At 71.7% G+C, this 21,372-nt stretch carries 13 protein-coding genes, 1 tRNA gene and 1 pseudogene; 6 read left to right on the top strand and 9 right to left on the bottom strand.

What is annotated here, in order from left to right; genetic code table 11:
• Positions 1-100: 100 nt before the first annotated feature.
• Complete coding sequence (locus tag ACFE86_RS00705) at positions 101-1,588, bottom strand: L,D-transpeptidase family protein (RefSeq protein ID WP_375453397.1); 1,488 nt, start codon at positions 1,586-1,588, stop codon at positions 101-103.
• Positions 1,589-1,895: 307 nt separating this feature from the next.
• On the opposite strand from ACFE86_RS00705, the gene ACFE86_RS00700 reads away from it, so the two are divergent.
• Positions 1,896-2,981 (top strand): acyltransferase family protein, encoded by a 1,086-nt coding sequence (locus ACFE86_RS00700; RefSeq protein WP_375453396.1) that lies wholly within the window; start codon positions 1,896-1,898, stop codon positions 2,979-2,981.
• Between the two features lie 42 nt (positions 2,982-3,023).
• On the opposite strand, the gene ACFE86_RS00695 is transcribed toward ACFE86_RS00700, so the two are convergent.
• The 4 genes from ACFE86_RS00695 to ACFE86_RS00680 all read right to left on the bottom strand — a co-directional run bounded on the left by ACFE86_RS00695 (position 3,024) and on the right by ACFE86_RS00680 (position 13,088).
• A complete protein-coding gene (locus ACFE86_RS00695) occupies positions 3,024-4,631 on the bottom strand; it encodes an efflux transporter outer membrane subunit (protein WP_375453395.1) in 1,608 nt (535 codons plus the stop codon).
• 124 nt (positions 4,632-4,755) lie between these two features.
• Positions 4,756-8,061, bottom strand: a complete 3,306-nt coding sequence (locus ACFE86_RS00690; RefSeq protein ID WP_375453394.1) for an efflux RND transporter permease subunit — start codon at positions 8,059-8,061, stop codon at positions 4,756-4,758.
• A gap of 253 nt (positions 8,062-8,314) precedes the next feature.
• Positions 8,315-11,449, bottom strand: coding sequence for an MdtB/MuxB family multidrug efflux RND transporter permease subunit (locus ACFE86_RS00685; protein WP_375453393.1), 3,135 nt, complete (start codon positions 11,447-11,449; stop codon positions 8,315-8,317).
• A 316-nt stretch (positions 11,450-11,765) separates the two neighbouring features.
• Positions 11,766-13,088: an MdtA/MuxA family multidrug efflux RND transporter periplasmic adaptor subunit gene (locus ACFE86_RS00680; RefSeq protein ID WP_375453392.1), complete on the bottom strand. Its 1,323-nt coding sequence runs from the start codon at positions 13,086-13,088 to the stop codon at positions 11,766-11,768.
• A gap of 1,022 nt (positions 13,089-14,110) precedes the next feature.
• Here ACFE86_RS00680 and ACFE86_RS00675 point away from each other — a divergent pair.
• The 4 genes from ACFE86_RS00675 (at position 14,111) to ACFE86_RS00660 (ending at position 17,165) form a co-directional block, all read left to right on the top strand.
• Entirely contained in the window at positions 14,111-14,563 is a 453-nt protein-coding gene (locus tag ACFE86_RS00675; protein WP_375453391.1) for a DUF4112 domain-containing protein, read from the top strand.
• 112 nt (positions 14,564-14,675) lie between these two features.
• Positions 14,676-15,890, top strand: a complete 1,215-nt coding sequence (locus ACFE86_RS00670) for an ABC transporter permease (RefSeq protein WP_375453390.1) — start codon at positions 14,676-14,678, stop codon at positions 15,888-15,890.
• Positions 15,891-16,057: 167 nt separating this feature from the next.
• A complete protein-coding gene (locus tag ACFE86_RS00665) occupies positions 16,058-16,435 on the top strand; it encodes a helix-hairpin-helix domain-containing protein (protein WP_375453389.1) in 378 nt (125 codons plus the stop codon).
• 103 nt (positions 16,436-16,538) lie between these two features.
• Positions 16,539-17,165 (top strand): ribonuclease D, encoded by a 627-nt coding sequence (locus ACFE86_RS00660; protein WP_375453388.1) that lies wholly within the window; start codon positions 16,539-16,541, stop codon positions 17,163-17,165.
• A gap of 234 nt (positions 17,166-17,399) precedes the next feature.
• On the opposite strand, the gene ACFE86_RS00655 is transcribed toward ACFE86_RS00660, so the two are convergent.
• The 4 genes from ACFE86_RS00655 to ACFE86_RS00640 form a co-directional block, all read right to left on the bottom strand.
• A tRNA-Gly gene (locus ACFE86_RS00655) sits at positions 17,400-17,473 on the bottom strand.
• Positions 17,474-17,599: 126 nt separating this feature from the next.
• Positions 17,600-18,259, bottom strand: coding sequence for a peptide-methionine (S)-S-oxide reductase MsrA (gene msrA / locus ACFE86_RS00650; protein ID WP_375453417.1), 660 nt, complete (start codon positions 18,257-18,259; stop codon positions 17,600-17,602).
• A gap of 142 nt (positions 18,260-18,401) precedes the next feature.
• Complete coding sequence (gene msrB / locus ACFE86_RS00645; RefSeq protein WP_375453387.1) at positions 18,402-18,893, bottom strand: peptide-methionine (R)-S-oxide reductase MsrB; 492 nt, start codon at positions 18,891-18,893, stop codon at positions 18,402-18,404.
• A gap of 58 nt (positions 18,894-18,951) precedes the next feature.
• Complete coding sequence (locus ACFE86_RS00640) at positions 18,952-20,427, bottom strand: NCS1 family nucleobase:cation symporter-1 (protein WP_375453386.1); 1,476 nt, start codon at positions 20,425-20,427, stop codon at positions 18,952-18,954.
• A gap of 219 nt (positions 20,428-20,646) precedes the next feature.
• Here ACFE86_RS00640 and uraD point away from each other — a divergent pair.
• Positions 20,647-21,363, top strand: a pseudogene (uraD, locus tag ACFE86_RS00635) (2-oxo-4-hydroxy-4-carboxy-5-ureidoimidazoline decarboxylase).
• Positions 21,364-21,372: the final 9 nt, after the last annotated feature.

Below are 21,372 nucleotides of genomic sequence, written 5' to 3'. Positions count from 1 at the left end.
CCGGCCCGTCTCGGCCGGCTCCGGCGTCCCACTCCCGGCGGAAATGAACGGTGGCCGCGATTGTTCCGGGGCGCGCCGAGCGGTTCCGGGCCGGAGCGGGTCAGTCCTGGATCGAGCCGGGCGGCCGCGGCGCGCGCGGCCGGCTCGCGGCCGGGACCGCGGGCTTCAGGTCTGCGGCGTCCGGCGGGTGCTGCCCGGCCTTCGCCGGCCGGATTGCGGGGCGCGGGGCGACCGAGCCAGTGGCCGCGGGCTCGGTCGCGGCCGAGGGCACCGGGGCGCCCGGCGCGTCGAGGCCGTAGATGTCGTCGCGGAACTGCACCCGGCCGTCGGCGCCCGCGTAGCCGGTGAGGTAGACGAAGGTCACCGGCACCGGCCTCACCAGCTTGAGGTCGCGGCGCTCGCCGTCGGCGATGCCGGTCTCGATCTCGATCGGGCCCCAGGACGAGCCCGGGCCGTTCGGCCCCTCGACGCCCTGCAGCAGCCAGCCGACCAGCGCCTTCACGCCGCCGACGCGGACGCAGCCGTGGCTGTGGAAGCGGATGGTGCGCGCAAACAGCGATTTCGAGGGCGTGTCGTGCATGTAGACCGCGAACCGGTTCGGCATGTCGATCCGCACCTGGCCGAGCGCGTTGTCGAAGCCGGCATCCTGGCGCAGCGTATAGCTCACGGCTTTTTCGGTGTTCCAGTTCACGGCCGTGGGATCGACCTCGACGCCGCCGGGGCCGAGGATGCGGATGTGGTTCTTGGCGAGATACCCCGGTTCCTTCCGCATCCGCGGGATGATCTCGTTCTTCACCACCGAGGCCGGCACCGTCCAGGTCGGGTTGAAGTTCACGTCGGTGATCCGCGTCTCGACGGCGGGCGTCGCCTTGTCGGGCTTGCCGACCACGGCGACGTAGCGGCGCGCGACCGTGCCGTTCTCCACCGCCTCGACGGTGGCCGCGGGGATGTTGACCACGACGTAGCGGTCGCCGAACGGGAACTTCGAGCCCATCAGCCGGGCGGCCGAGGCCGCGAGCTGGCGCTGGCGGACGCCGGCCGGCACGTTCAGGGCGGCCAGGGTCAGGCGCCCGACCAGCCCGGTCTCGGGCAGGCCGTGCCGAGCCTGGAACGCGGTCACCGCCGCGATCAGCGCGGCGTCGAGGCGGTCGCTCGGGGCTGCGTCGGCGGGCAGGTCGCCGGTCAGCGTCAGGTGGTGGCGCAGGGCCGGGACCGCCGGGTTGGCGGCGCCCGGCTTCCACACGACGTGCTCCGGCAGGGGCTCCCAGCCGCCGGCCTCGGCGAAGGCTTGGTAACGCTCGGCCGCGCGCAGGGTCTCGACGAAGGTTCTTGCCGTCAGCGTCGGCACCGGATCGGCCGAGACGGCGGCATAGACCAGTTCCGGCGCCGGCTTTCTCGGGCTTTCCGCGGCCGCGGCGGCGGGGGCCGGTAGCGCCGCGGAGGCCGGTGCGGGCTGGGCCGGCGCCGGCAGGGGCGAGGGAGCGGGAACCGGAGCGGGCGGCGGCGCGCCCTGCGCGGCCGCGGCGCTCAAGGCGGCGAGCAGCGCCAGCGGCGACAGGCCCGCGCGCAGGAAGGCGGTCGAGAACATCACGCGAATCCCGGTCTCGGCTCCGCGCCGCGGCGGTTCCGGGCGCGATGATGCGAGGGGAGGGTTACCAATCCCCTGTGCGACGGCGGCCTTCGCCGACGCGCGCGGTCGTCGCCCGACCCGCTTCGCAAGGGGGGAGGGGCAGGCCGGGGCTTCCGGCGATGGCATGCATCCTTCCCTGTCGCACCCGCTCCGGTTCCGATGCGGATGGGCGGCACGAAAAATTTCCGCTCCCATGCGATCGTCCAGAATCTCATGGAGCCCCGCCATCCCAGCCCTCGACCCCGCCCCGAAGATCCCGGCCGCGATGCCCGACCTGCCGCAGCTCGACGGGGTGCGGGCGCTCGCGATCCTGATCGTCTACCTCGCCCATTGCGGGCTGAGCCACGTCGTGCCCGGCGGTTTTGGCGTCACGGTGTTCTTCTTCCTGTCCGGCTACCTGATCACCACCCTGCTTCGGATCGAGCGGGCGGCGACCGGGGGCGTGTCGCTCGGCGCGTTCTACCTGCGGCGCGCCCTGCGCATCCTGCCGCCGATGTACCTGACGCTCGCCGTCTCCGGCCTGCTCTACGGGCTCGGTCTCCTCGACTGGATGCATGTCGACGCCGTGGCGGTGCTCGGGCAGGCGACGTTCCTGACGAACTATCCCGCCCTGTTCGGCACCGAGCGGGTGCTGCCGGTACCGCTCTGGAGTCTGGCCATCGAGGAGCACTTCTACTTCGCCTTCCCGGTGGCCTTCGCGCTCTGGCTCGGGCGCCGGTCGCCCGGCCGGGCGGCGCTCGCGTGCCTTTCCGTCTGCGGCCTCGTGCTCGCGGTCCGCTGCCTCAACGTCTGGCGGCTTGCCGACTACAGCCTGAACTATTCCTGGACGCACACGCGGATCGACGCGATCCTGTTCGGCTGCTGCCTCGGCCTGTGGAACAACCCGGTCGTGCCGGGCGACCGTGCCTGGCGGCCGAAGCCCTGGCACGTGGCGGCGGCGGGCCTCGTGATCCTCGCTACGCTGGCGGTCCGCGACCCCGCCTTCCGCGAGAGCCTGCGCTACACCGTGCAGAGCGCGGCCCTGTTCGTACCCTTCGCGGCGCTCCTCCACGGGCGCGGCGCGCTCGTGCGCTGGCTCGGCTCGGCGCCGATGCGCCGGCTCGGGCTGTGGTCGTACAGCTTCTACCTCGTCCACCCGACGGTGATCGCGCTGATCCAGCACCTGCGCCCGGGTTCGGGACCCCTCGTCCTGATCGCCGCCGGCCTGCCGCCGACGCTGGCGTTCTGCGCGCTGATGCAGGCCGCCGTCGAGCGGCCCTGCGCGCGCCTGCGCCGGCGGTGGCTCGACGCGCCGGGGCGCCCGCCCGAACCGGGCCTCGCCGACGGCGCGCGCGCGGGCCGGGCCGCCTGACCGGAGGGACGGGGCGCGGCCTCGCGCCCCGAGCCGTCCGCCTCACTCGGTCGGCTGGACGGCCGGCGACAGGTCGATCGGCAGGCGCGGGCCCTTCAGCTCGGCATCGCTCGGGAGCGCGCGCGCGTCCCAGCCGCCGCCGAGCGCCCGGATCAGGCCGACGGCGGTGGTGAAGCGCGACAGCCGCACCTGGAGCGCGGCGACCTCGTTGTTGAGCGCCAGCGCCTGGGCCGTGACCACGGTGGTGAAGTTCTGGGTGCCGGCGCGGTACTCGTTGAGGGTGATCTCGACCGCGCGGCGGGCCGAGGCCAGGGCCTCGTCCTGCGCCACCTGCTGGCGGGCGAGGATGCGCACGCCGGCGAGCCCGTTCTCGACCTCGGCGAAGGCGGTGAGCACCGTCTGCCGGTAGTTCGCCACCGCGGCGTCGTAGGCCGCCCGCGCGGCGGTGATCGCCGCCGAGCGCGCGCCGCCGTCGAACAGCACCTCGCTGCCCGCCGCCGTCACCGACCAGACCTGGTTGGCCGCCGAGAGCAGGCCGTTGCGCGTCAGGCCCGCGAGGCCGCCCGAGGCCGAGAGCTGCACGCTGGGGTAGAGCGCCGCCACCGCGACGCCGATCTGCTCGCTCGCCGCCTGGACGCTGCGCTCGGCCTGGGCCACGTCGGGGCGGCGCTCCAGCAGGGCGGAGGGGATGCCGACCGGCACCGCGGGAGGGTTTGCGGCCAGCGGCGCCACCGGCAGCGACAGCTCCGAGGGCGGGCGCCCGATCAGCGTGGCCAGGGCGTGCTCGTAGGTCGCCCGCGTCAGCGCGACGGCGATGGCTGCGGCCTGCGTGCTCTGCACCTGCGTCTGCGCGGTGATCACGTCGGAGCGCGCGGCGACGCCGGCCGCGTACTGGTTCTCGGCGATGGCCAGCGTGCGCTTGAAGTTCTCGACGTTGGCGTTGAGCACCCGCTGGAGCGAATCGGCGTAGCGCAGCGACAGGTAGTTGCTCGCGACCTCCGCCTGGATGGTGAGCCGCACGAGGCCGAGCGTCGCCGCGTCCGCCTGCGCCAGGGCGGTCTCGCTCTCGATGGTGCGCCGGATGCGCCCGAACAGGTCGAGCTCCCAGCTCGCCTGTCCCTGGATCGAGACGCTGGTGCGCTCGGCGCCGCCCGTGCGCGAGCGGGTGATACTCGGCGCGCCGATCACCGTGGGGTAGAGGGCGGCCTGGGCCTGCTCCACGAGGGCGCGGGCCTGCCGGTAATTGGCGACCGACTGGCGCAAGGACTGGTTGTCGACGTCGACGAGGCGGATCAGCCGGTCGAGTGCGGGATCGCGGAACACCCGCCACCAGTCGCCGCGCTCGGCCCCGTCGTTGGGCGCGGCTGGGCGCCAGTTCTTGCGGGCCGCCACGTCGGCGGCACCGTCCTCGCGGGCGCCGCCCTGCTTGAAGCCCAGCGGCGTCTCGACGGAGGGGCGGGCGTAGTCGGGGCCGACGACGCAGGCGGTGAGGGATGTCGTGAGGGCGAGGAGTGCTGCGGTCCGAAGGACGCGCGCAGCGACGGCCCGCGCATCCCCTCTCCCCGCTTGCGGGGAGAGGGCTGCGACGACCTCGTCGTCGGCGCGGCGAGGCGGCAGCCAAGGGTGAGGGGGCGTATCCGACGATGTCACGCCCGTCGAAGCCCCCTCACCTTCGCTTCCGCTCGCTGCCTGCACGACGAGGTGCAGGCGGCCCTCTCCCCGCAAGCGGGGAGAGGGGGACGCACGCACCTTTGAGGTTTTATCGACAATCGACTCACTCGCCCGCCGGCAGCGCCGCGCCGTTCGTGCGGCGCCCCGCCCGCACCCGGTGCCGGAGGCGGTCGAGGTACAGGTAGACGACGGGGGTGGTGTAGAGGGTCAGGATCTGGCTCACGATCAGGCCGCCGGCGATCGCGATGCCGAGCGGCCGGCGCAGCTCGGAGCCCTCGCCGCGGCCGAGGATCAGCGGCGCCGCGCCCAGCAGCGCGGCGAGCGTTGTCATCATGATCGGGCGGAAGCGCAAGAGGCAGGCCTCGAAGATCGCCTCCTGCGGGGCGGCGCCCCGCGTGCGCTCGGCGTCCAGCGCGAAGTCGATCATCAGGATGGCATTCTTCTTGACGATGCCGATGAGCAGGAACACCGCGATGAGCGCGATGATCGTGAACTCGGTGCCGGTCACCAGCAGCGCCAGCAGCGCGCCGATGCCGGCGGACGGCAGCGTCGAGAGGATCGTGATCGGGTGCACGAAGCTCTCGTAGAGGATGCCGAGGATCGCGTAGACGGCCAGGATCGCGGCCAGGATCAAGAGCGGCTGGCGCGAGGTCGAGGCGACGTAGTTCTTGGCGGCCCCCGCGTACTCGCCGTGAATCGTCGCCGGCAGCCGCAAGGATGCCATCGCCGCATCGATCGCCGCGGTCGCGTCCGACAGGCTTTTTCCCGGCGCGAGGTTGAACGAGATCGTGGTGGCCACGAACAGGCCCTGGTGGCTCACCTGCACCGGCGCGCTGCCGGTCTCCAGCCGGGTGAAGGCCGAGAGCGGGACCATCGTCTCCACGGCCGACGAGACCGGCGCGCTCGACGAGGCGCCGCCTTTCGAGGCCGCGATCGCGTTCGAGGCGGCGTTGCGGGCCGAATCCGAGGCGATCGCGGCGGCGTTCGAGGCGGCGTCGGCCGTGCTCGCCGAGGGCGTGGCCGCGCCGCCTGCCGCTGCCACCGTGCCGGCGACCGCGTTGGTGGTGGCCGAGCCCCGGGCCTTGCCCCCAGAGGTCGAGACGTAGAGCTGCTTGAGGGTCTCCGGGCTCTCGAGGTAGCGCGGGGCGATCTCCATCACGACGTGGTACTGGTTGAGCGGGTTGTAGATCGTCGAGACCTGGCGCTGGCCGAAGGCGTCGTAGAGGGTGTTGTCGATCTTGTCCGGCGTGATGCCGTAGCGGAAGGCGGTGGCGCGGTCGATCACCAGCCGGCTCTCCAGCCCGCCCTCCTGCTGGTCGGAGGTGACGTCGGCAAACGTCGGGTCCGCCTGGAGCGCCTGCACCAGCTTCGGCGCCGCGGCGTAGAGCTCGGCCGCGGTATCGCCCTGGAGGGTGTACTGGAACTGCGAGAAGCTCTGGCGCCCGCCCATCTGCAGGTCCTGGCGCGGGAACACGTAGAGGCGCGCGCCCGCCACCTGCGACAGCTTCGGGCGCAGGCGGTTCGACACCTCGGTGATCGAATCGCGCCGGCCGCGGGGCTTCAGGCCGATGAACACGTTGGCCGAGTTGGTGCCGCGCCCGCCGGTGAAGCCGACGACGCTGTCCACCGCCGGGTCGGCCTGCACGATCGCAGCGGCCTCCTTGAGCTTCTTCTCCATCGCCTGGAACGAGATGCGCTGGTCGGCCTGGACGCCGCCCATCATCTGCCCCGTATCCTGCTCGGGAAAGAAGCCCTTGGGCACGATGACGTAGAGCCAGACGTTGAGCCCGATCGTCGCGGCGAGCGTCAGCAGCACGAGGCGGGGACGGCGCAGCGCGACGCGCAGGCTGCGCTCGTAGGCGGCGAGCGTGCGGGTGAAGGCGCCCTCCAGGGCGCGGATCAGCAGGTTCGGGCGCTTGGCCCCGTGCGCCTCCGGCCGCAGCAGGAGCGCGCACATCATCGGCGTGGTGGTGAGCGAGAGCGCCAGCGAGATCAGGATCGCCAGCGACAGGGTCACCGCGAATTCCTGGAAGATGCGCCCGATCAGCCCGCCCATCAGCAGGATCGGCAGGAACACGGCGATGAGCGACAGGCTCATCGAGATCACCGTGAAGCCGACCTCGCGCGCGCCCACCAGCGCCGCCGCGACGCGCGACTTGCCCATCTCGATATGGCGCTGGACGTTCTCCAGCACGACGATGGCGTCGTCGACGACGAAGCCGGTGCCGATGATCAGCGCCATCAGCGACAGGATGTTGAGCGAGTAGCCGAGCAGGTACATCGCCGAGAAGGTGCCGACGATCGAGATCGGCACCGCCACCGCCGGGATCAGGGTGGCGCGCCCCGAGCGCAGGAACGCGAACACCACGAGGATCACGAGGCCCACCGCGATCAGCAGCGTCTCCTCCGTGGCGGCCAGCGACGCCCGGATCGTCGCGCTGCGGTCGCCGGTGAGCTTGACGTCGATGCCGCCGGGCAGTGCCGAGACGATCTGCGGCAGCGCCGCCTTCACGCCGTTGATCGTCTCGACGACGTTGGAGCCCGGCTGCTTGTAGACGAACAGCAGCACGCCCTGGCGCCCGTTGACCACTCCGAGGTTGCGCCGGTCCTCGACCGAGTCGATCACCTGGCCGACGTCGGTGAGGCGCACGCCGGCGCCGTTGCGGTAGGCCACGACGATGTCGCGGTAATCCTCGGCCTTGCGGCCCTGGTCGTTGGCGTAGAGCTGGTAGCGCCGGTCCCCGGCCTCGATCGCGCCCTTGGGCGCGTTGGCGTTGGCCGAGGCCAGGGCCGCGCGGATGCCCTCCAGGCCGATGCCGTAATGGAACAGGGCGGTCGGATCGAGCTCGACCCGGACGGCGGGCAGCGACGAGCCGCCGATGTCGACGTTGCCGACGCCGGAGAGCTGCGAGAGCTTCTGCTGCACCACCGTGGCGCCGGCATCGTAGAGCTGGCCCGGGGTCAGGGTGTCCGAGGTCATGCCGAGGATGACGATCGGCGTGTCGGCCGGGTTGAACTTCCGGTAGGTCGGGTTCTGGCGGAGCGCCGTCGGCAGGTCGGCGCGCGCGGCGTTGATCGCCGCCTGGACATCGCGGGCGGCGCCGTCGATGTTGCGGTTCAGCCCGAACAGCAGCACGATGCGCACGCTGCCGGTCGAGCTCGTCGAGGTCATCTCGTTGACGTCGGCGATGGCCCCGAGCCGGCGCTCCAGGGGGGCTGCCACCGTCTGCGCCATGGTCTCAGGCGACGCGCCCGGCATCTGCGCCTGGACGAGGATGACGGGAAAGTCGACCTGCGGCAGCGGCGCGACGGGGAGCTTCAGGAACGCGAACATGCCGGCGAGCAGCACGCCGAGGGTGAGCAGCGTGGTCGCGACGGGCCGGCGGATGAAGGGCTCGGAGATGTTCATGGCCGGAGGCCCGCGCGGTTCGCGACGCGGTCCCCCTCTCCCCGCGTGCGGGGAGAGGCCCGCATGCACCCTGTCGTGCATGCGGGGAGCGCAGGCGAAGCCGAAGCGGGGGTGAGGGGGCGCGAACGGAGGAGGCGCATCTGCCCCGGCCCCCTCACCTTCGGCTGCCGCCTCGCCGCGACGACGACGAGGTCGTCGCGGCCCTCTCCCCGCAAGCGGGGCGAGGGGATGCGCGGATCCGTCGCGCGCTCCCTCACGGCAGCGCCTCGCCCGCCGACAGGTCGGGCTCCCTGCGGCCCATAATCCGCCGCTCCAGGCGGTCGAAGGCGAGGTAGATCACCGGCGTGGTGAACAGCGTCAGCACCTGGGAGACGATCAGCCCGCCCGCGATGACGATGCCGAGCGGCTGGCGCAGCTCCGAGCCGACGCCGGTGCCGGCGATCAGCGGGATCGCGGCAAACAGCGCGGCCAGCGTCGTCATCAGGATCGGGCGGAAGCGCAGCAGGCACGCCTCGTAGATTGCGTCGCGCGGGGACATGCCCGCCTCGCGCTCGGCCTGGAGCGCGAAGTCGATCATCATGATCGCGTTCTTCTTCACGATGCCGATCAGGAGCACGATGCCGATGATCGCGATGATGTCGAGCGACAGCCCGAAGAGCATCAATCCGAGCAGCGCCCCGATGCCCGCCGACGGAAGCGTCGAGAGGATGGTGATCGGATGGATGAAGCTCTCGTAGAGCACGCCGAGCACGATGTAGACGGTAACGATCGCGGCCAGCACCAGGAACAGCTCGTTTCCGAGCGCCGACTGGAAGGCGAACACCGACCCCTGCGGCACGACGCGGAAGCTCGGCGGCAAGTCGATGCTTTTCCGCGCCTCCTCGACGGCGTCCACCGCCTGGCCGAGCGCCGCGCCGGGGGCGAGGTTGAACGATACGGTGGTGGCCGGGAACTGGCCGAGATGGGAGATCAGAAGCGGCGCCCGGCGCTCGCTGACGGTGGCCACCGCCGAGAGCGGCACCTGTCCGCTCGTCACGGTGGAGGAGGGCAGGTGGATCGCGTTCAGGCTGTCCAGCGTCCTGTGCAGGTCCGGGTCGGCTTCGAGGATCACCCGGTACTGGTTCGTCTGCGTGAAGATCGTCGAGATGATGCGCTGGCCGAAGGCGTCGTAGAGGGCGTTGTCGATGGTCGCCGGGGTGATGCCGTAGCGGCCCGCCGTCGGCCGGTCGATGGTGACGTAGGCGGCGAGCCCCTGGCCCTGGTGGTCGCTCGCCACGTCCGCCACCACCGGCGACCGGGAGAGCGCGTCGGTGAAGCGCGGCACCCAGGTCTCGAAGTCGTCGAGGTTGGGCGTCTCCAGGATCACCTGGTACTGCGTCGCCGAGACCGCGGTGTCGATGGTCAGATCCTGCACCGGCTGCATGTACAGGCGCAGGCCCGCGACGTCGGCGGTGGCGGCCTGGATGCGGCGGATGATGTCGCCGACCTTGCCGTCATTCCTGGCGCCGCGCTCGGCGTGCGGTTTCAGGTTGATCAGGAAGCGGCCGGAATTCAGCGTCACGTTCTGGCCGTCGACGCCGATGAACGAGGACAGGTTGGCGACATCCGGGTCCTTGAGGATGATGGCGGCGATGCGCTGCTGGCGCTCGGCCATCGCGGCGTAGGACAGCGTCTGGTCCCCTTGCGTGATCCCCTGGATCACGCCGGTGTCCTGCACCGGAAAGAAGCCCTTGGGGATCACCACGAACAGGTAGGCGGTGAGCGCCACCGTGGCGAGCGTGGCCACGAGCGTCAGGCCCTGGTGGTTCAGCACCACCGTCAGGGAGCGCCCGTAGGAGGCGATGACGCCCTCGGTGGCGCGCCGGCCCATGCGGCTCAACGCCCCCTCGCGGCGGCGCTCGGCCTGCGGCACGTGCCTGAGCAGCCGCGCGCACAGCATCGGCACCAGCGTCAGCGAGACCACCGCCGAGATGACGATGGTGGCGGCCAAGGTGATCGCGAATTCGTGGAACAGGCGCCCGACCACGTCGCCCATGAACAGGAGCGGGATCAGCACCGCGATCAGCGACACGGTGAGCGAGATGATGGTGAAGCCGATCTCGCGCGAGCCCTTCAGCGCGGCCTCGAGCGGGGAATCCCCGTCCTCGACGTGGCGGGAGATGTTCTCGATCACCACGATGGCGTCGTCGACGACGAAGCCGGTGGCGATGGTGAGCGCCATCAGCGAGAGGTTGTCGAGCGAGAAGCCGTAGAGGTCCATCACCGCGAGCGCGCCGATGAGCGAGAGCGGCACCGACAGGCTCGGGATCAGGGTGGCCGACAGGCTGCGCAGGAACAGGAAGATGACGAGCACCACGAGCGCGACGGCCAGCCCCAGCTCGAACTGCACGTCCTCGACCGAGGCGCGGATCGTCACCGTGCGGTCGGTGAGCAGGCCCACCTGGATCGCGCCGGGCAGGCTCGCCTGGAGCTGGGGCAGCAGCGCCTTGATCTTGTCCACCGTCGCGATGACGTTGGCGCCGGGCTGGCGCTGGATGTTGAGGATGATCGCCGGCGTCGCGTCGGCCCAGGCGCCGAGCTTGGTGTTCTCCGGCCCCTGCACCACGTCGGCGACATCCGAGAGCTTGACCGGGCCGCCGTTCTTGTAGGCGATGATCGCGTCGTCGTAGGCCTTCGGGTCCTGGATCTGGTCGTTGGCGTTGATCGCGTAGGACTGCTTGAGCCCGTCGATGCTGCCTTTGGGCGTGTTGACGTTGAGGTTGGTGATCGTGGTGCGCAAATCGTCGATGTTGAGGCCGTAGGCGGCCAGCGCCCGCGCGTTGAAGCGCACCCGCACCGCCGGCCGCTGGCCGCCGGAGATGCTGACCAGCCCGACGCCCGCCACTTGGCTGATCTTCTGGGCGAGCCGCGTCTCGGCGAGATCGCGCACCTGCGTCAGCGGCAGGGTCTTCGAGGTCAGCGCGAGCGTGAGCACCGGCGCGTCGGCGGGGTTGACCTTCGCGTAGATCGGCGGCGCCGGCAGATCGGATGGCAGCAGGTTGCCGGCGGCGTTGATCGCCGCCTGGACCTGCTGCTCGGCAATGTCGAGCGGCAGATCGAGGTTGAACTGCAGTGTGATCACCGACGCGCCGGCCGAGGATTGCGAGGTCATCTGGTTGAGGTTGGCCAGTTGGCCGAACTGCCGCTCCAGCGGCGCGGTCACCGCCGAGGTCATCACCTCGGGGCTGGCGCCGGGATAGAACGTCTGCACCTGGATCGTCGGGTAATCGACCGACGGCAGCGCCGAGACCGGCAGGTTCAGGTACGACACCCCGCCGACGATCAGGATCGCCAGCATCAGCAGCGTGGTCGCGACGGGGCGCAGGATGAAGAGGCGCGACGGGTTCATGCGCGGTCCTCACGGGCGCGCCGCGCCATCATTCCCCTCTTTGCGGATTTGCAGACGCATACATCGGTGCGTCCACCGCGGCGGCGGGTGCGCATCCCCTCGCCCCGCCTGCGGGGAGAGGGCCGCGACGACCTCGCCGTCGGCGCGGCGAGGCGGCAGCCGACGGTGAGGGGGCGCGAACGGAGAAGCCTCCTCCGGCATCGCCCCCTCACCGTCGCTTCGGCTTCGCCTGCGCTTCCCGGCTGCACGGCAGGGTGCAGCCGGGCCTCTCCCCGCAGGCGGGGCGAGGGGGAACGCGCGGCATGTCCGCTCCGACTCACTGCTGCTGCCGCCGGCGTCCGCGCCTCTGGCCGCCCTCGGGCGGGGCTGCGGCGGGCTCGACGGGCTTTCCGTCCGCGGTCTGCTGCCCTGCGGTGATCCGCACCGGCGCGCCGTCGCGCAGGCGGTCGGTGCCGTCGGTGACGATGCGGTCGCCGGCCTGGAGACCCGAGAGCACGACGGTGCGGGCGCCGTCGGTCTCGCCCGTCTTGATCGGGCGCATGACGACCTTCTCGTCGCCGTCCATCAGGTAGACGTAGGTGCCCGGCGTGCCCTGGAGGATCGCGGCGTTGGGCACGAGGGCCGCGTTCGTCACCGTGTCGACGGTGAGCTTGGCGTTGACGAACTGGTTCGGGAACAGCTCCTCGTCCTGGTTCTCGAACAGCGCCCGCAGGCGCACCGTGCCGGTGGTGACGTCGATCTGGTTGTCGACGGTGTCGAGCGTACCCGTGGCGATCTCGTGGGCATCGCCGCGGTCGTAGGCGCGCACCGCGAGCTTGGCACCCGAGCGCACCCGCCGCATCACCCGCGAGACGTCGTCCTCGGGCAGCGTGAACACCACCGAGATCGGGTGGAGCTGGGTGACGACGACGATGCTGGTCGAGGCCGCCGTGATGTAGTTGCCCTGATCGACCTGCCGCAGGCCCACCCGGCCCTCGACCGGCGAGGTGATGCGGGCGTAGGCGATGTTGAGCCGCTGCTGGTCGACGAGCGCCTGGTCGGAGGCGACCGTGCCCTCGGTCTGCTTCACCAGCGCCCCTTGCGTGTCGACGTTCTGCTTCGAGATCGAGTCCTGCTGCGCGAGCCGCTGGAAGCGGGCCAGATCGAGCTTCGTGTTCTGGAGCAGCGCCTGATCGCGGGCGAGCTGGCCCTGGTACTGGGCGAGCAGCGCCTCGTAGGGCCGCGCGTCGACCTGGGCGAGGTAGTCGCCGCGTTTCACGGTCTGCCCTTCGCGAAAACCGATCTCGGTGAGGTAGCCGCTGATCTGCGACTTCACGGTCACGGTGGCGAGCGGCGTCACCGTGCCGAGGCCCTGGAGCACCACGGGGACGTCGCCGGTGGCGACCTGCGCGATGCCGACCGCCTGGGGCAGGTCGCCGCCGCCGCGCCGGCCGCTGCCGCGGCCGCCCTTGCCCGGCGTCGTCCCAGCGTCGCCCGCCACCTGCGTGCGCCCGTCGTACCAGCGGTGGGCGACCGCGCCGGCCGCGAGCAGGGCGAGCAGCAGCAGCATCCAGCGGCCAAGGCGGCGCCGCGCCCGAACCGGGGGCTCCGGCTGGAACGCACGCGCCGTCTCGGTCCGGATGGGTGAGCTCTCATTCATGCTTGGTCAGACCACGTTCCGACGCCGCCTCTGGGACTGCGCCCGATCCCCTACCGTCCGGCCCGGAGGACCACGCCGCAGCGGTCCGGGGCGCTTCGCCGACCCGGCATCGTGCGGGCCGGCAGGTGTACAGCATCCGAACGCACCCCGCCTTGCGGCATCGTCGTGCGGGCGAAGCGGGCTTTCGTGGCTTCGCCTACGCATGCCTGCTTCGGTCTCCCTGGTGACGCATCATTGTCTCGCGCGAACCGGCGGCCACTTCGCGCAAGGATGCTTGGGTCCCCGCCGCGCGGCGGCCGAGATCGGGGTCTGCGGGTTTGCTTGCCGCCATCGCCCGAGCCCGCGTTCGCCCGAATCCTCGTTCGCTCGAGCCCTGGCCCGCCAATGCGTCGTCAGTGCGGCATCGGGGTTTCGGCCGTGTTGCTGGCCCGGTCGCGCCGCTCCGCCGGGCGATGGGCGCCGCCCCGGAAACGCGAAAAGGCCCGCCAACGGATTGGCGGGCCTCTCCACGACCGGTCCGGCACCCCGAAGGCGCGGAACGAGGGGGCGAAGTCCAGCCCCGACGGGGACCGTCCCGGCCGTGTCCGTGCAAATTACCTCACGATTGACGAATGTCAACATTCGTCAGAATCGCCCGCTGCCGGAACGCGGCGGCCGCGTGCGCTTGCGCACGTGTCGCTCGAGGCGAGCGGCCATGGTACAGGGTCTCGAAACGCCACGACGGGGCGGGTCTCCGCAGCCGAGGTCGATTACGCCGCCGATGCACGCTTCCCGACGCAGCTTAGGCCCACACCTCGCCGGGCGGGCGTATCCGCCGCGCATGAACCCGGTCCTCTCCGATCCGCCGACCACGGCGTTCGAGACGATGCCGGCATGCGCCCGCGCGCACGGCGCGATCGACCTCGGCCAGGGTCTTCCCGACGATCCGGATCAGGGCCTCGTCGGGGTCCGCCTCCTTGCCGGGACCGGGCGGCGGGACCACATCTGCGCGCATGGCCGCCCTCGCTTCCCGGATTCCCGCGATGGATTCTTCGCAGACCTTCTCGCGGACTTGGCGCGCGAATGCGCCGTCCCGCAGCGCCGACCCGAGCCGGGAGGCGAGCCTCGCCCGGCTGGAGGCGCTGGCGCACCTGCTCGATTCCGCCTTCCTGATCCCCGGCCTCAACCGCCGGATCGGCATCGAGGCGATCATCGGCCTCGTGCCGGTGGTCGGCGACATCGCCGGCATGGTGATCTCGTCCTACATCGTCGCCGAGGCGCGCCGCCTCGGGGCGCCGCGCCGGCTGATCGCGCGGATGGCGCTGAACGTCGCCTTCGACGGGGCGATCGGCCTCGTGCCCCTGGCCGGCGACCTGTTCGACGCGGCCTTCAAGGCCAACCGCCGCAACGTCCGGCTGCTGCGGCGCTGGATGGAGCGCGACGGCGGGGTGCGCCCGAACGAGATCGACGGCACGGCCGTGCGCCTCGACGGCTGACCGCTTTTCGCGACGGCGCCCTTCCCTCACCCCTCCGCGGGGGGAGGGAGTGCGTCGCGCGTCGCGCGATCCCTGCGGCAATGGTCCGGACGGGTCGACGGAGCCGCGATCGATGAACGAGATCGCCCGCCCTACCGAAGCCGAAGCCGTCTCCGCGCCGATGCCCGGCGCGCAGCCGATCGTCCTGCGCCCGGGCGCGGGCCTGCCTCAGACGCCTTCGCCGGGCGGGCCGCGCCGCGGCGGCCTGTCGCCCCTCAACCGCCGCCGCCTGGAGAACTTCCGGCGTAACCGCCTCGGCTACGTCTCGTTCCTGATCTTTTCCGGGCTGTTCCTCGTCAGCCTTTTTGCCGAGATCATCGCCAACGACCGGCCGATCGTCGCCGCCTACAAGGGGGAGTGGCTGTTTCCGGTGCTGATCGACTATCCGGAGGAGAAGTTCGGCGGTTTCCTCGCGCGGACCGACTACCGCACCCCCGAGATCGCCAGGGAGATCGCGGAGAACGGCTGGGCGGTGTGGCCGCCGATCCCGTTCTCCTACGACACCATCAACGACGGCCTGCCGACGCCCTCGCCCTCGCCGCCGACCTGGATGCTCACCGACGCGCAGTGCCGCGCCGCGGAGACGCGGCCCGGCGCCGGCTGTTCGAGCCTTCCCCGGCACTGGCTCGGCACCGACAACACCACCCGCGACGTGCTCGCCCGCGTGATCTACGGCTTCCGCATCTCGGTGCTGTTCGGGCTGATCCTCGCCGCGGTCTCCTCGGTGATCGGGGTGATCGCCGGCGCCGTGCAGGGCTATTTCGGCGGCTGGGTCGACCTCGCGTTCCAGCGGTTCATCGAGGTCTGGGGCGGCATCCCGACCTTGTACCTCATCATCATCATCTCGGCCTTCATCGCGCCGGGCTTCTTCGTCCTGCTCGGGATCATGCTGCTGTTCTCGTGGGTGGCGCTGGTCAGCGTGGTGCGGGCCGAGTTCCTGCGCGCGCGCAACTTCGAGTACGTCCGCGCCGCGCGGGCGCTCGGCCTGTCGAACCTGCGCATCATGGCTGCGCACCTGCTGCCGAACGCCATGGTGGCGACGCTGACCTTCCTGCCGTTCATCCTCAACGGCTCGATCACCACCCTGACCTCGCTCGACTTCCTCGGCTTCGGCCTGCCCCCCGGCTCGCCCTCGCTCGGCGAGTTGCTGGCGCAGGGCAAGGACAACCTCACCGCCCCCTGGCTCGGGCTGTCCGGCTTCCTGGTGATCGCCGCGATGCTGAGCCTGCTCGTCTTCGCCGGCGAGGCGGTGCGCGACGCCTTCGACCCGCGCAAGACGTTCGCCTGACGGCGCGATCCGCCGTATCCCGCCGGCCCGGCGGGCGTGAACCGCCGGTGCGTGCGAACCCCGGCGACCACGCGGCCGGTGCGTTAAGCCGGGGTTCAAGCGGCGCGGCTCACACCGGGCGTGGTCGGCGCCGGGCATCGGGCCGTCGTTCCTTCGGGAGTACCGCCATGGCCTCGTCCCACACCTCGTTCCTGCGCGCGCTCGCCGTGCTGTCGTGCCTCGCCGCCGCCCCGGCGCTGGCGCAGACGCCCGCCCCCTCGGCCCCGTCCAGGCCCGCCCCGACGGCGCCGGCCGCGCCCACCGCGCCGACGAAACCCAGCGCCCCCGTCGCCGGATCGCCGAACGCCGCCAAGGGCGCCTTGATCGACCTCAACAGCGCGACGAGCGCCGAACTCGACGCGCTGCCCGGCATCGGCGCGGCACGCGCGGCGGCGATCATCAAGGGCCGCCCCTACAAGGGCAAGGACGAACTGGTCTCGAAGAAGGTCCTCCCGCAATCGGTCTACGACGGCATCAAGGACAGGATCATCGCCCGGCAGAAGTGACGGTCCGGGACCGGCCCCGGCCCGCGGCCCCGGCAGCCGCGCGCCTTGCCGGAGGGGAGGCCGGGTGATACCCGCCGGCCTTCCGCCCGCGACGGACGCGACCATGCCGAGCCCGCCCACCATCCGCCTCCACCGCGGCGACCTGCCCGCCGGCTTCGACCCGGGCGCGGCGGTGGCCGTCGACACCGAGACGCTTGGGCTCAACCCGCACCGGGACCGGCTCTGCGTGGTCCAGGTCTCGCGCGGCGACGGCACGGCCGACATCGTTCAGATCCTGCGCGACGGGCCGGCGCCCGCGGTGCTGAAGGCCGTGCTCGCCGATCGCAGCGTCCGGAAGATCTTCCACTTCGCGCGCTTCGACCTCGCGGTGCTGTTCCGCGCGCTGGGCGTGATGCCGGCGCCGGTCTACTGCACCAAGATCGCCTCGAAGCTCGCGCGCACCTACACCGACCGCCACGGGCTCAAGGACGTGGTCCGCGAACTCGTCGGCGTCGACCTCTCGAAGCAGCAGCAATCCTCGGACTGGGGCGCCGAGACCCTGAGCCAGGCCCAGGTCGACTACGCGGCCTCGGACGTGCTCCACCTCCACGCCGCCCGCGACCGCCTGGACCGGATGCTGGCCCGCGAGAACCGCGCCGACCTCGCCCAGGCGTGCTTCGACTTCCTGCCCACCCGCGCCCGGCTCGACCTCGACGGCTGGCCCGACACCGACGTCTTCGCGCACACCTGAACTGTGCCCGCGCGCGCGGCGTGCCGGACCGCGCGCGTGCCCCTTTGCCTGGATGGAAAAGAGGGAGGTTGCGCCGAACGGGATCGGGCTTCGTCGGCCGAATCAGAGCGCGGGCTCGGTACGGCCCGGGGGTCGTATCGATGCCGGGTCGGGCCTTGCCGACGGGCGCGGAGGCAGGTGCGGACGCCGCCCCGAACGCTGCACGTGCTGCGTTGTAAGATCGCCGACGGGGATTGGAGCGGGTACCGGGAATCGAACCCGGGTATTCAGCTTGGAAGGCTGCTGCTCTACCATTGAGCTACACCCGCGACCGGCGCCGGATAGCATGGCGCAAAGACCTTGAGAAGGCGGGACCGTGACGCGACGCGCGGAGGGGCGCCGGCTGGCCCGCGACCGCTTCGGCCCAGCGCGGTCCCCACGCGCTTTGCCAGCCCTCAGGACGGCGGTCGGCCGCCGACCAGGACCGGCTCCGGGGTGGTGCGCTCGGGGAACAGGCTGCGGAGGTCGCGCAGCTTCGGGGCATCGTTGGCCGCGATGTAGGGATGGTTCGGATGGCTTGCCATGAAGTCCTGGTGGTAGCCTTCGGCCGGGTAGAACGCGGCCTGCGGCTCGATCCGCGTGGCGATCGGCCGGCCGTAGGTGCGGGCCGCGTCGAGCTGGGCGATGTAGGCGGCGGCGACCCTGGCTTGGCCCGCGTCCGCCGGGAAGATCGCGGAGCGGTATTGCGGGCCGGAATCCGGGCCCTGGCGGTTCACCTGCGTCGGGTCGAGCGCCACCGAGAAGAAGATCCTGAGCAGCTCGTCGTAGCGGATCACGGCCGGGTCGTAAGTGACGCGCACCGCCTCGGCATGCGCCGTGCCGCCGGTGCTGACCGCGCCGTAGCGCGCGTCCGCCGCGTCGCCGCCGGCATAGCCCGAGACCGCTTGGCGGACGCCGCGCACGTGCTGGAACACCCCCTGCACGCCCCAGAAGCAGCCGCCGGCGAGCGTCGCGGTCCGCAGGCCGCTCTCCTCAGCGGTGACCGCCGCCTCCGGCAGGCGCCGGCCGGCTTCCTCCGCGGAGGCGAAGCCGCGCAGGCCGAAGGCGGCGGCCATCAGCCCGAGCCCGGCGGCGGTGGCGAGGCCGACCGCGCGCAGGCCGGTCCTGTCGCGGTTCGTGGAGGCTGGGTTCGTGGAGACTGGGTTCGTGGACTTGCCGGTGTTCGTGGACATGGCGATCTCCTCAAGGGGAAGGCGGTCAGGCCGGGTGGAAGCGCAGGCCGGCGCCGTTCATGCAGTAGCGTTGGCCGGTCGGCGGCGGGCCGTCGGCGAAGACGTGGCCGAGATGGCCGCCGCAGCGGCGGCAATGCACCTCCGTGCGGCTCATGCCCCAGGCGGTGTCGGTGGTGGTGCCGATGGCCCCGTCGAGCGGCGCCCAGAAGCTCGGCCAGCCGGTGCCGCTCTCGAACTTGGTCTGCGAGGAAAACAGCGGCAGGTCGCAAGCAGCGCAGGCGAAGCGGCCCGCTGCCTTCTCGCGGTTGAGCGGGCTCGATCCCGGGCGCTCGGTGCCGTGGCCGCGCAGGATCGCGTAGGCCTCGGGCGCGAGTTCCTGCCGCCACGCGGCATCGCTCTTGACGACCTCGAACGGTCCGGCCGTCGCGGGCCCGGCACCGCGCAGGCCGAGGACGCGGAACGCGGCGAGGAGGCCGGCGAGCGCGGTGCCGGCGGACAGGATGTGGCGGCGGTTCATGCGGGCGGTCCCGTTTTGCAGGCCGTGGTCCCGTCCCTTCGCGTCGATCGCGCACCGGTTACGCCGCCGCGCGGACCGGCTGCGGCAGCCGGCCGGTCGCCCGGCGCATCAGCAGAACGTGGAACAGCGCGCCGAGGGCGGCGCCGATCAGCCAGCCCCAGTCGCCGACGTTCGGGATCACCGCGTAGGCGCCGAGGAGCGACAGCCCGATCGAAACGCAGCCGGAGCCGGCCAGCGCGATCAGCGCCATCCGGTTCCAGCCGCCCTCGAAGTAGAGCGAGCCGGACGGCGACAGGGAGTAGAGGTCCTCCAGCACGATCCTCTGCTTCTTCACGAGGTAGTAGTCGCCGACCATGATCCCGAACATCGGCCCGAGGATCGCGCCGAAGATGCTCACGAAGACCGTGATCGCCTGCGGGCTCTGCACGAACAGCCACGGGCACACCAGCACCGAGAGCACCGAGGTGATCAGCCCGCCCGTGCGGAAGTCGATCTTCTCGGGGTTCAGGTTGGCGATGTCGTAGGCCGGCGAGACGAAGTTCGCGACGATGTTGATGCCCATCGTCGCGACGATGAAGGTGATCGAGCCGAGCGCCACCACCCACGGGTTGCCGATGCGCTCCACGATCGCCACCGGGTCCATGATCGCCTCGCCGAACACCTTGACCGTGCCGGCGGTGACGATGACGGTGATGACCGCGAACACGATGAAGTTCACCGGCAGCCCGAGGAAGTTGCCGACCTTCATCGCCCGCTCGTCCCGCGCGAACCGGGAGAAGTCGCCGAAGTTCAGGAGCAGCGCCGCGAAGTAGGCGACGATCAGCATCGCGGCGTTGGCGATGTGCTTGAGCGTCGAGCCCTCGGCCGGGGGCGAGAGCTGCAGCGACAGGCTCGACGTGCCGGTCTGCGCCAGAATCCAGATCGCGAGCGCGAACATCACGAGGTAGACCACCGGCCCGCAGAAATCGATGAACTTGCGGATCGTCTCCATGCCGTTGAGGAAGATCAGCAACTGGAACACCCACATGAAGAGGAAGCTGAACCATCCGAGCGGCGAGAGCCCGAGGATGCTGCCGTGGGTGTAGGCTTCCGCCCCCGGCCAGAAGGTGAGCACCAGCACCTGCACGGCTTTCGAGGCGAAGTAGGTCTGCACCCCGTACCAGACGATGCCGACGATGCCGCGCAAGACGGCGGCGAGGTTCGCGCCCATCACCCCGAACGACATCCGCGCGACGACGGGGAAGGGGATGCCGTAGGTCAGAGACGGGCGCCCGATCAGGTTCATCAGGACGTAGACGATGGTGATGCCGACCACCATCGCGGCGAGCACCTCCCATCCGGTCAGCCCGAGGAAGAACAGGCTCGCGGCGAAGGTGTAGCCGCCGACCGAGTGCACGTCCGACATCCACATCGCGAAGATGCTGAAGGCGCCCCAGGTCCGCCCCTCCGGCGCAGTCGGCGCGAGGTCGTGGCTGTAGAGCTTCGGGTGCGCGCCGGTGACGACCAGGACGGGCGGTGTCGCGTGTCCGGACATGGGCTGTTCCCCGAAGGTCGGTTGCCAAGGAGCGAGCGGGCAGTCGACCGCCAGGAATGCTCCGACGTGCGATTTCGGTGTCCGCAAGTCCGGTGCCAGTTCGCCGGTTCGGGCGCGGTCCTCGCGGGGGCCGCCCGAGGGGCCGGGACTTCGGCGTGTTGTCGCGGGCGCCGGGGCGTGCATGCTGCACCCGAAGGCCCGGCCCGCGAAGGACGAGCGATGATCGGACGAACCCCGGCGCGCCGCGTCGCCCTCATCCACGCGACGGCAGGCCGGCTCCGCGCGACGGCAGGCCGGGCGGCGCCGACGGGCGCCGGGCGCGGCCCGCTCGCGCGCTTCGGCGTGCCGCTCCTCGCCGCCGCGCTGCTCCTCGGCGCCGGCACGCCCTCCGGCGTCCGCGGCGGCGAGGCGGAGCAACCGGTCCTCGACATCGCGCGGGTGAACGCGATGGACCGCGCCGCGTTCGTCGCGGTCTTCGGCGGCATCTTCGAGCACTCGCCCTGGGTCGCCGAGCGGGCGTTCTCCGCGATCCCATTCGCCGGCCCGGCGGCGCTCCACGCCGCCATGATGGCGGCCCTGCGTGCCGCGCCGGCCGCGGACCGCCTTCGCCTGCTTAACGCCCATCCGAACCTCGCCGGCCCGGAGGCGTGAGCCGAGCGGATGACGCCCGATTCGGTGGCCGAGCAGGGCGGCGCCGGCCTCGGGAGCCTGACCGACGCCGAGCTTTCGCGGTTCGACTGCCTCAACGCCGCCTACCGCGCGAAATTCGGCTTCTCGTTCATCGTCGCGGTGCGCGGGCGCGGCAAGGCGGACCTCCTGGCGGAGTTCGAGCGCGGGCTCGGCCACCCGCCCGCCGCCGAGGTCGAGGCCGCCCTCGACGCGGTCGGCCTCATCACGCGGATGCGGCTGGAGCGGGTGCTCGGGCCGCTTCGGTGAGGGACGGTC

This window comes from uncultured Methylobacterium sp. (genome assembly GCF_964244095.1).
Classification (GTDB): domain Bacteria; phylum Pseudomonadota; class Alphaproteobacteria; order Rhizobiales; family Beijerinckiaceae; genus Methylobacterium.
This window is presented reverse-complemented; position numbering and strand designations above follow the sequence as displayed.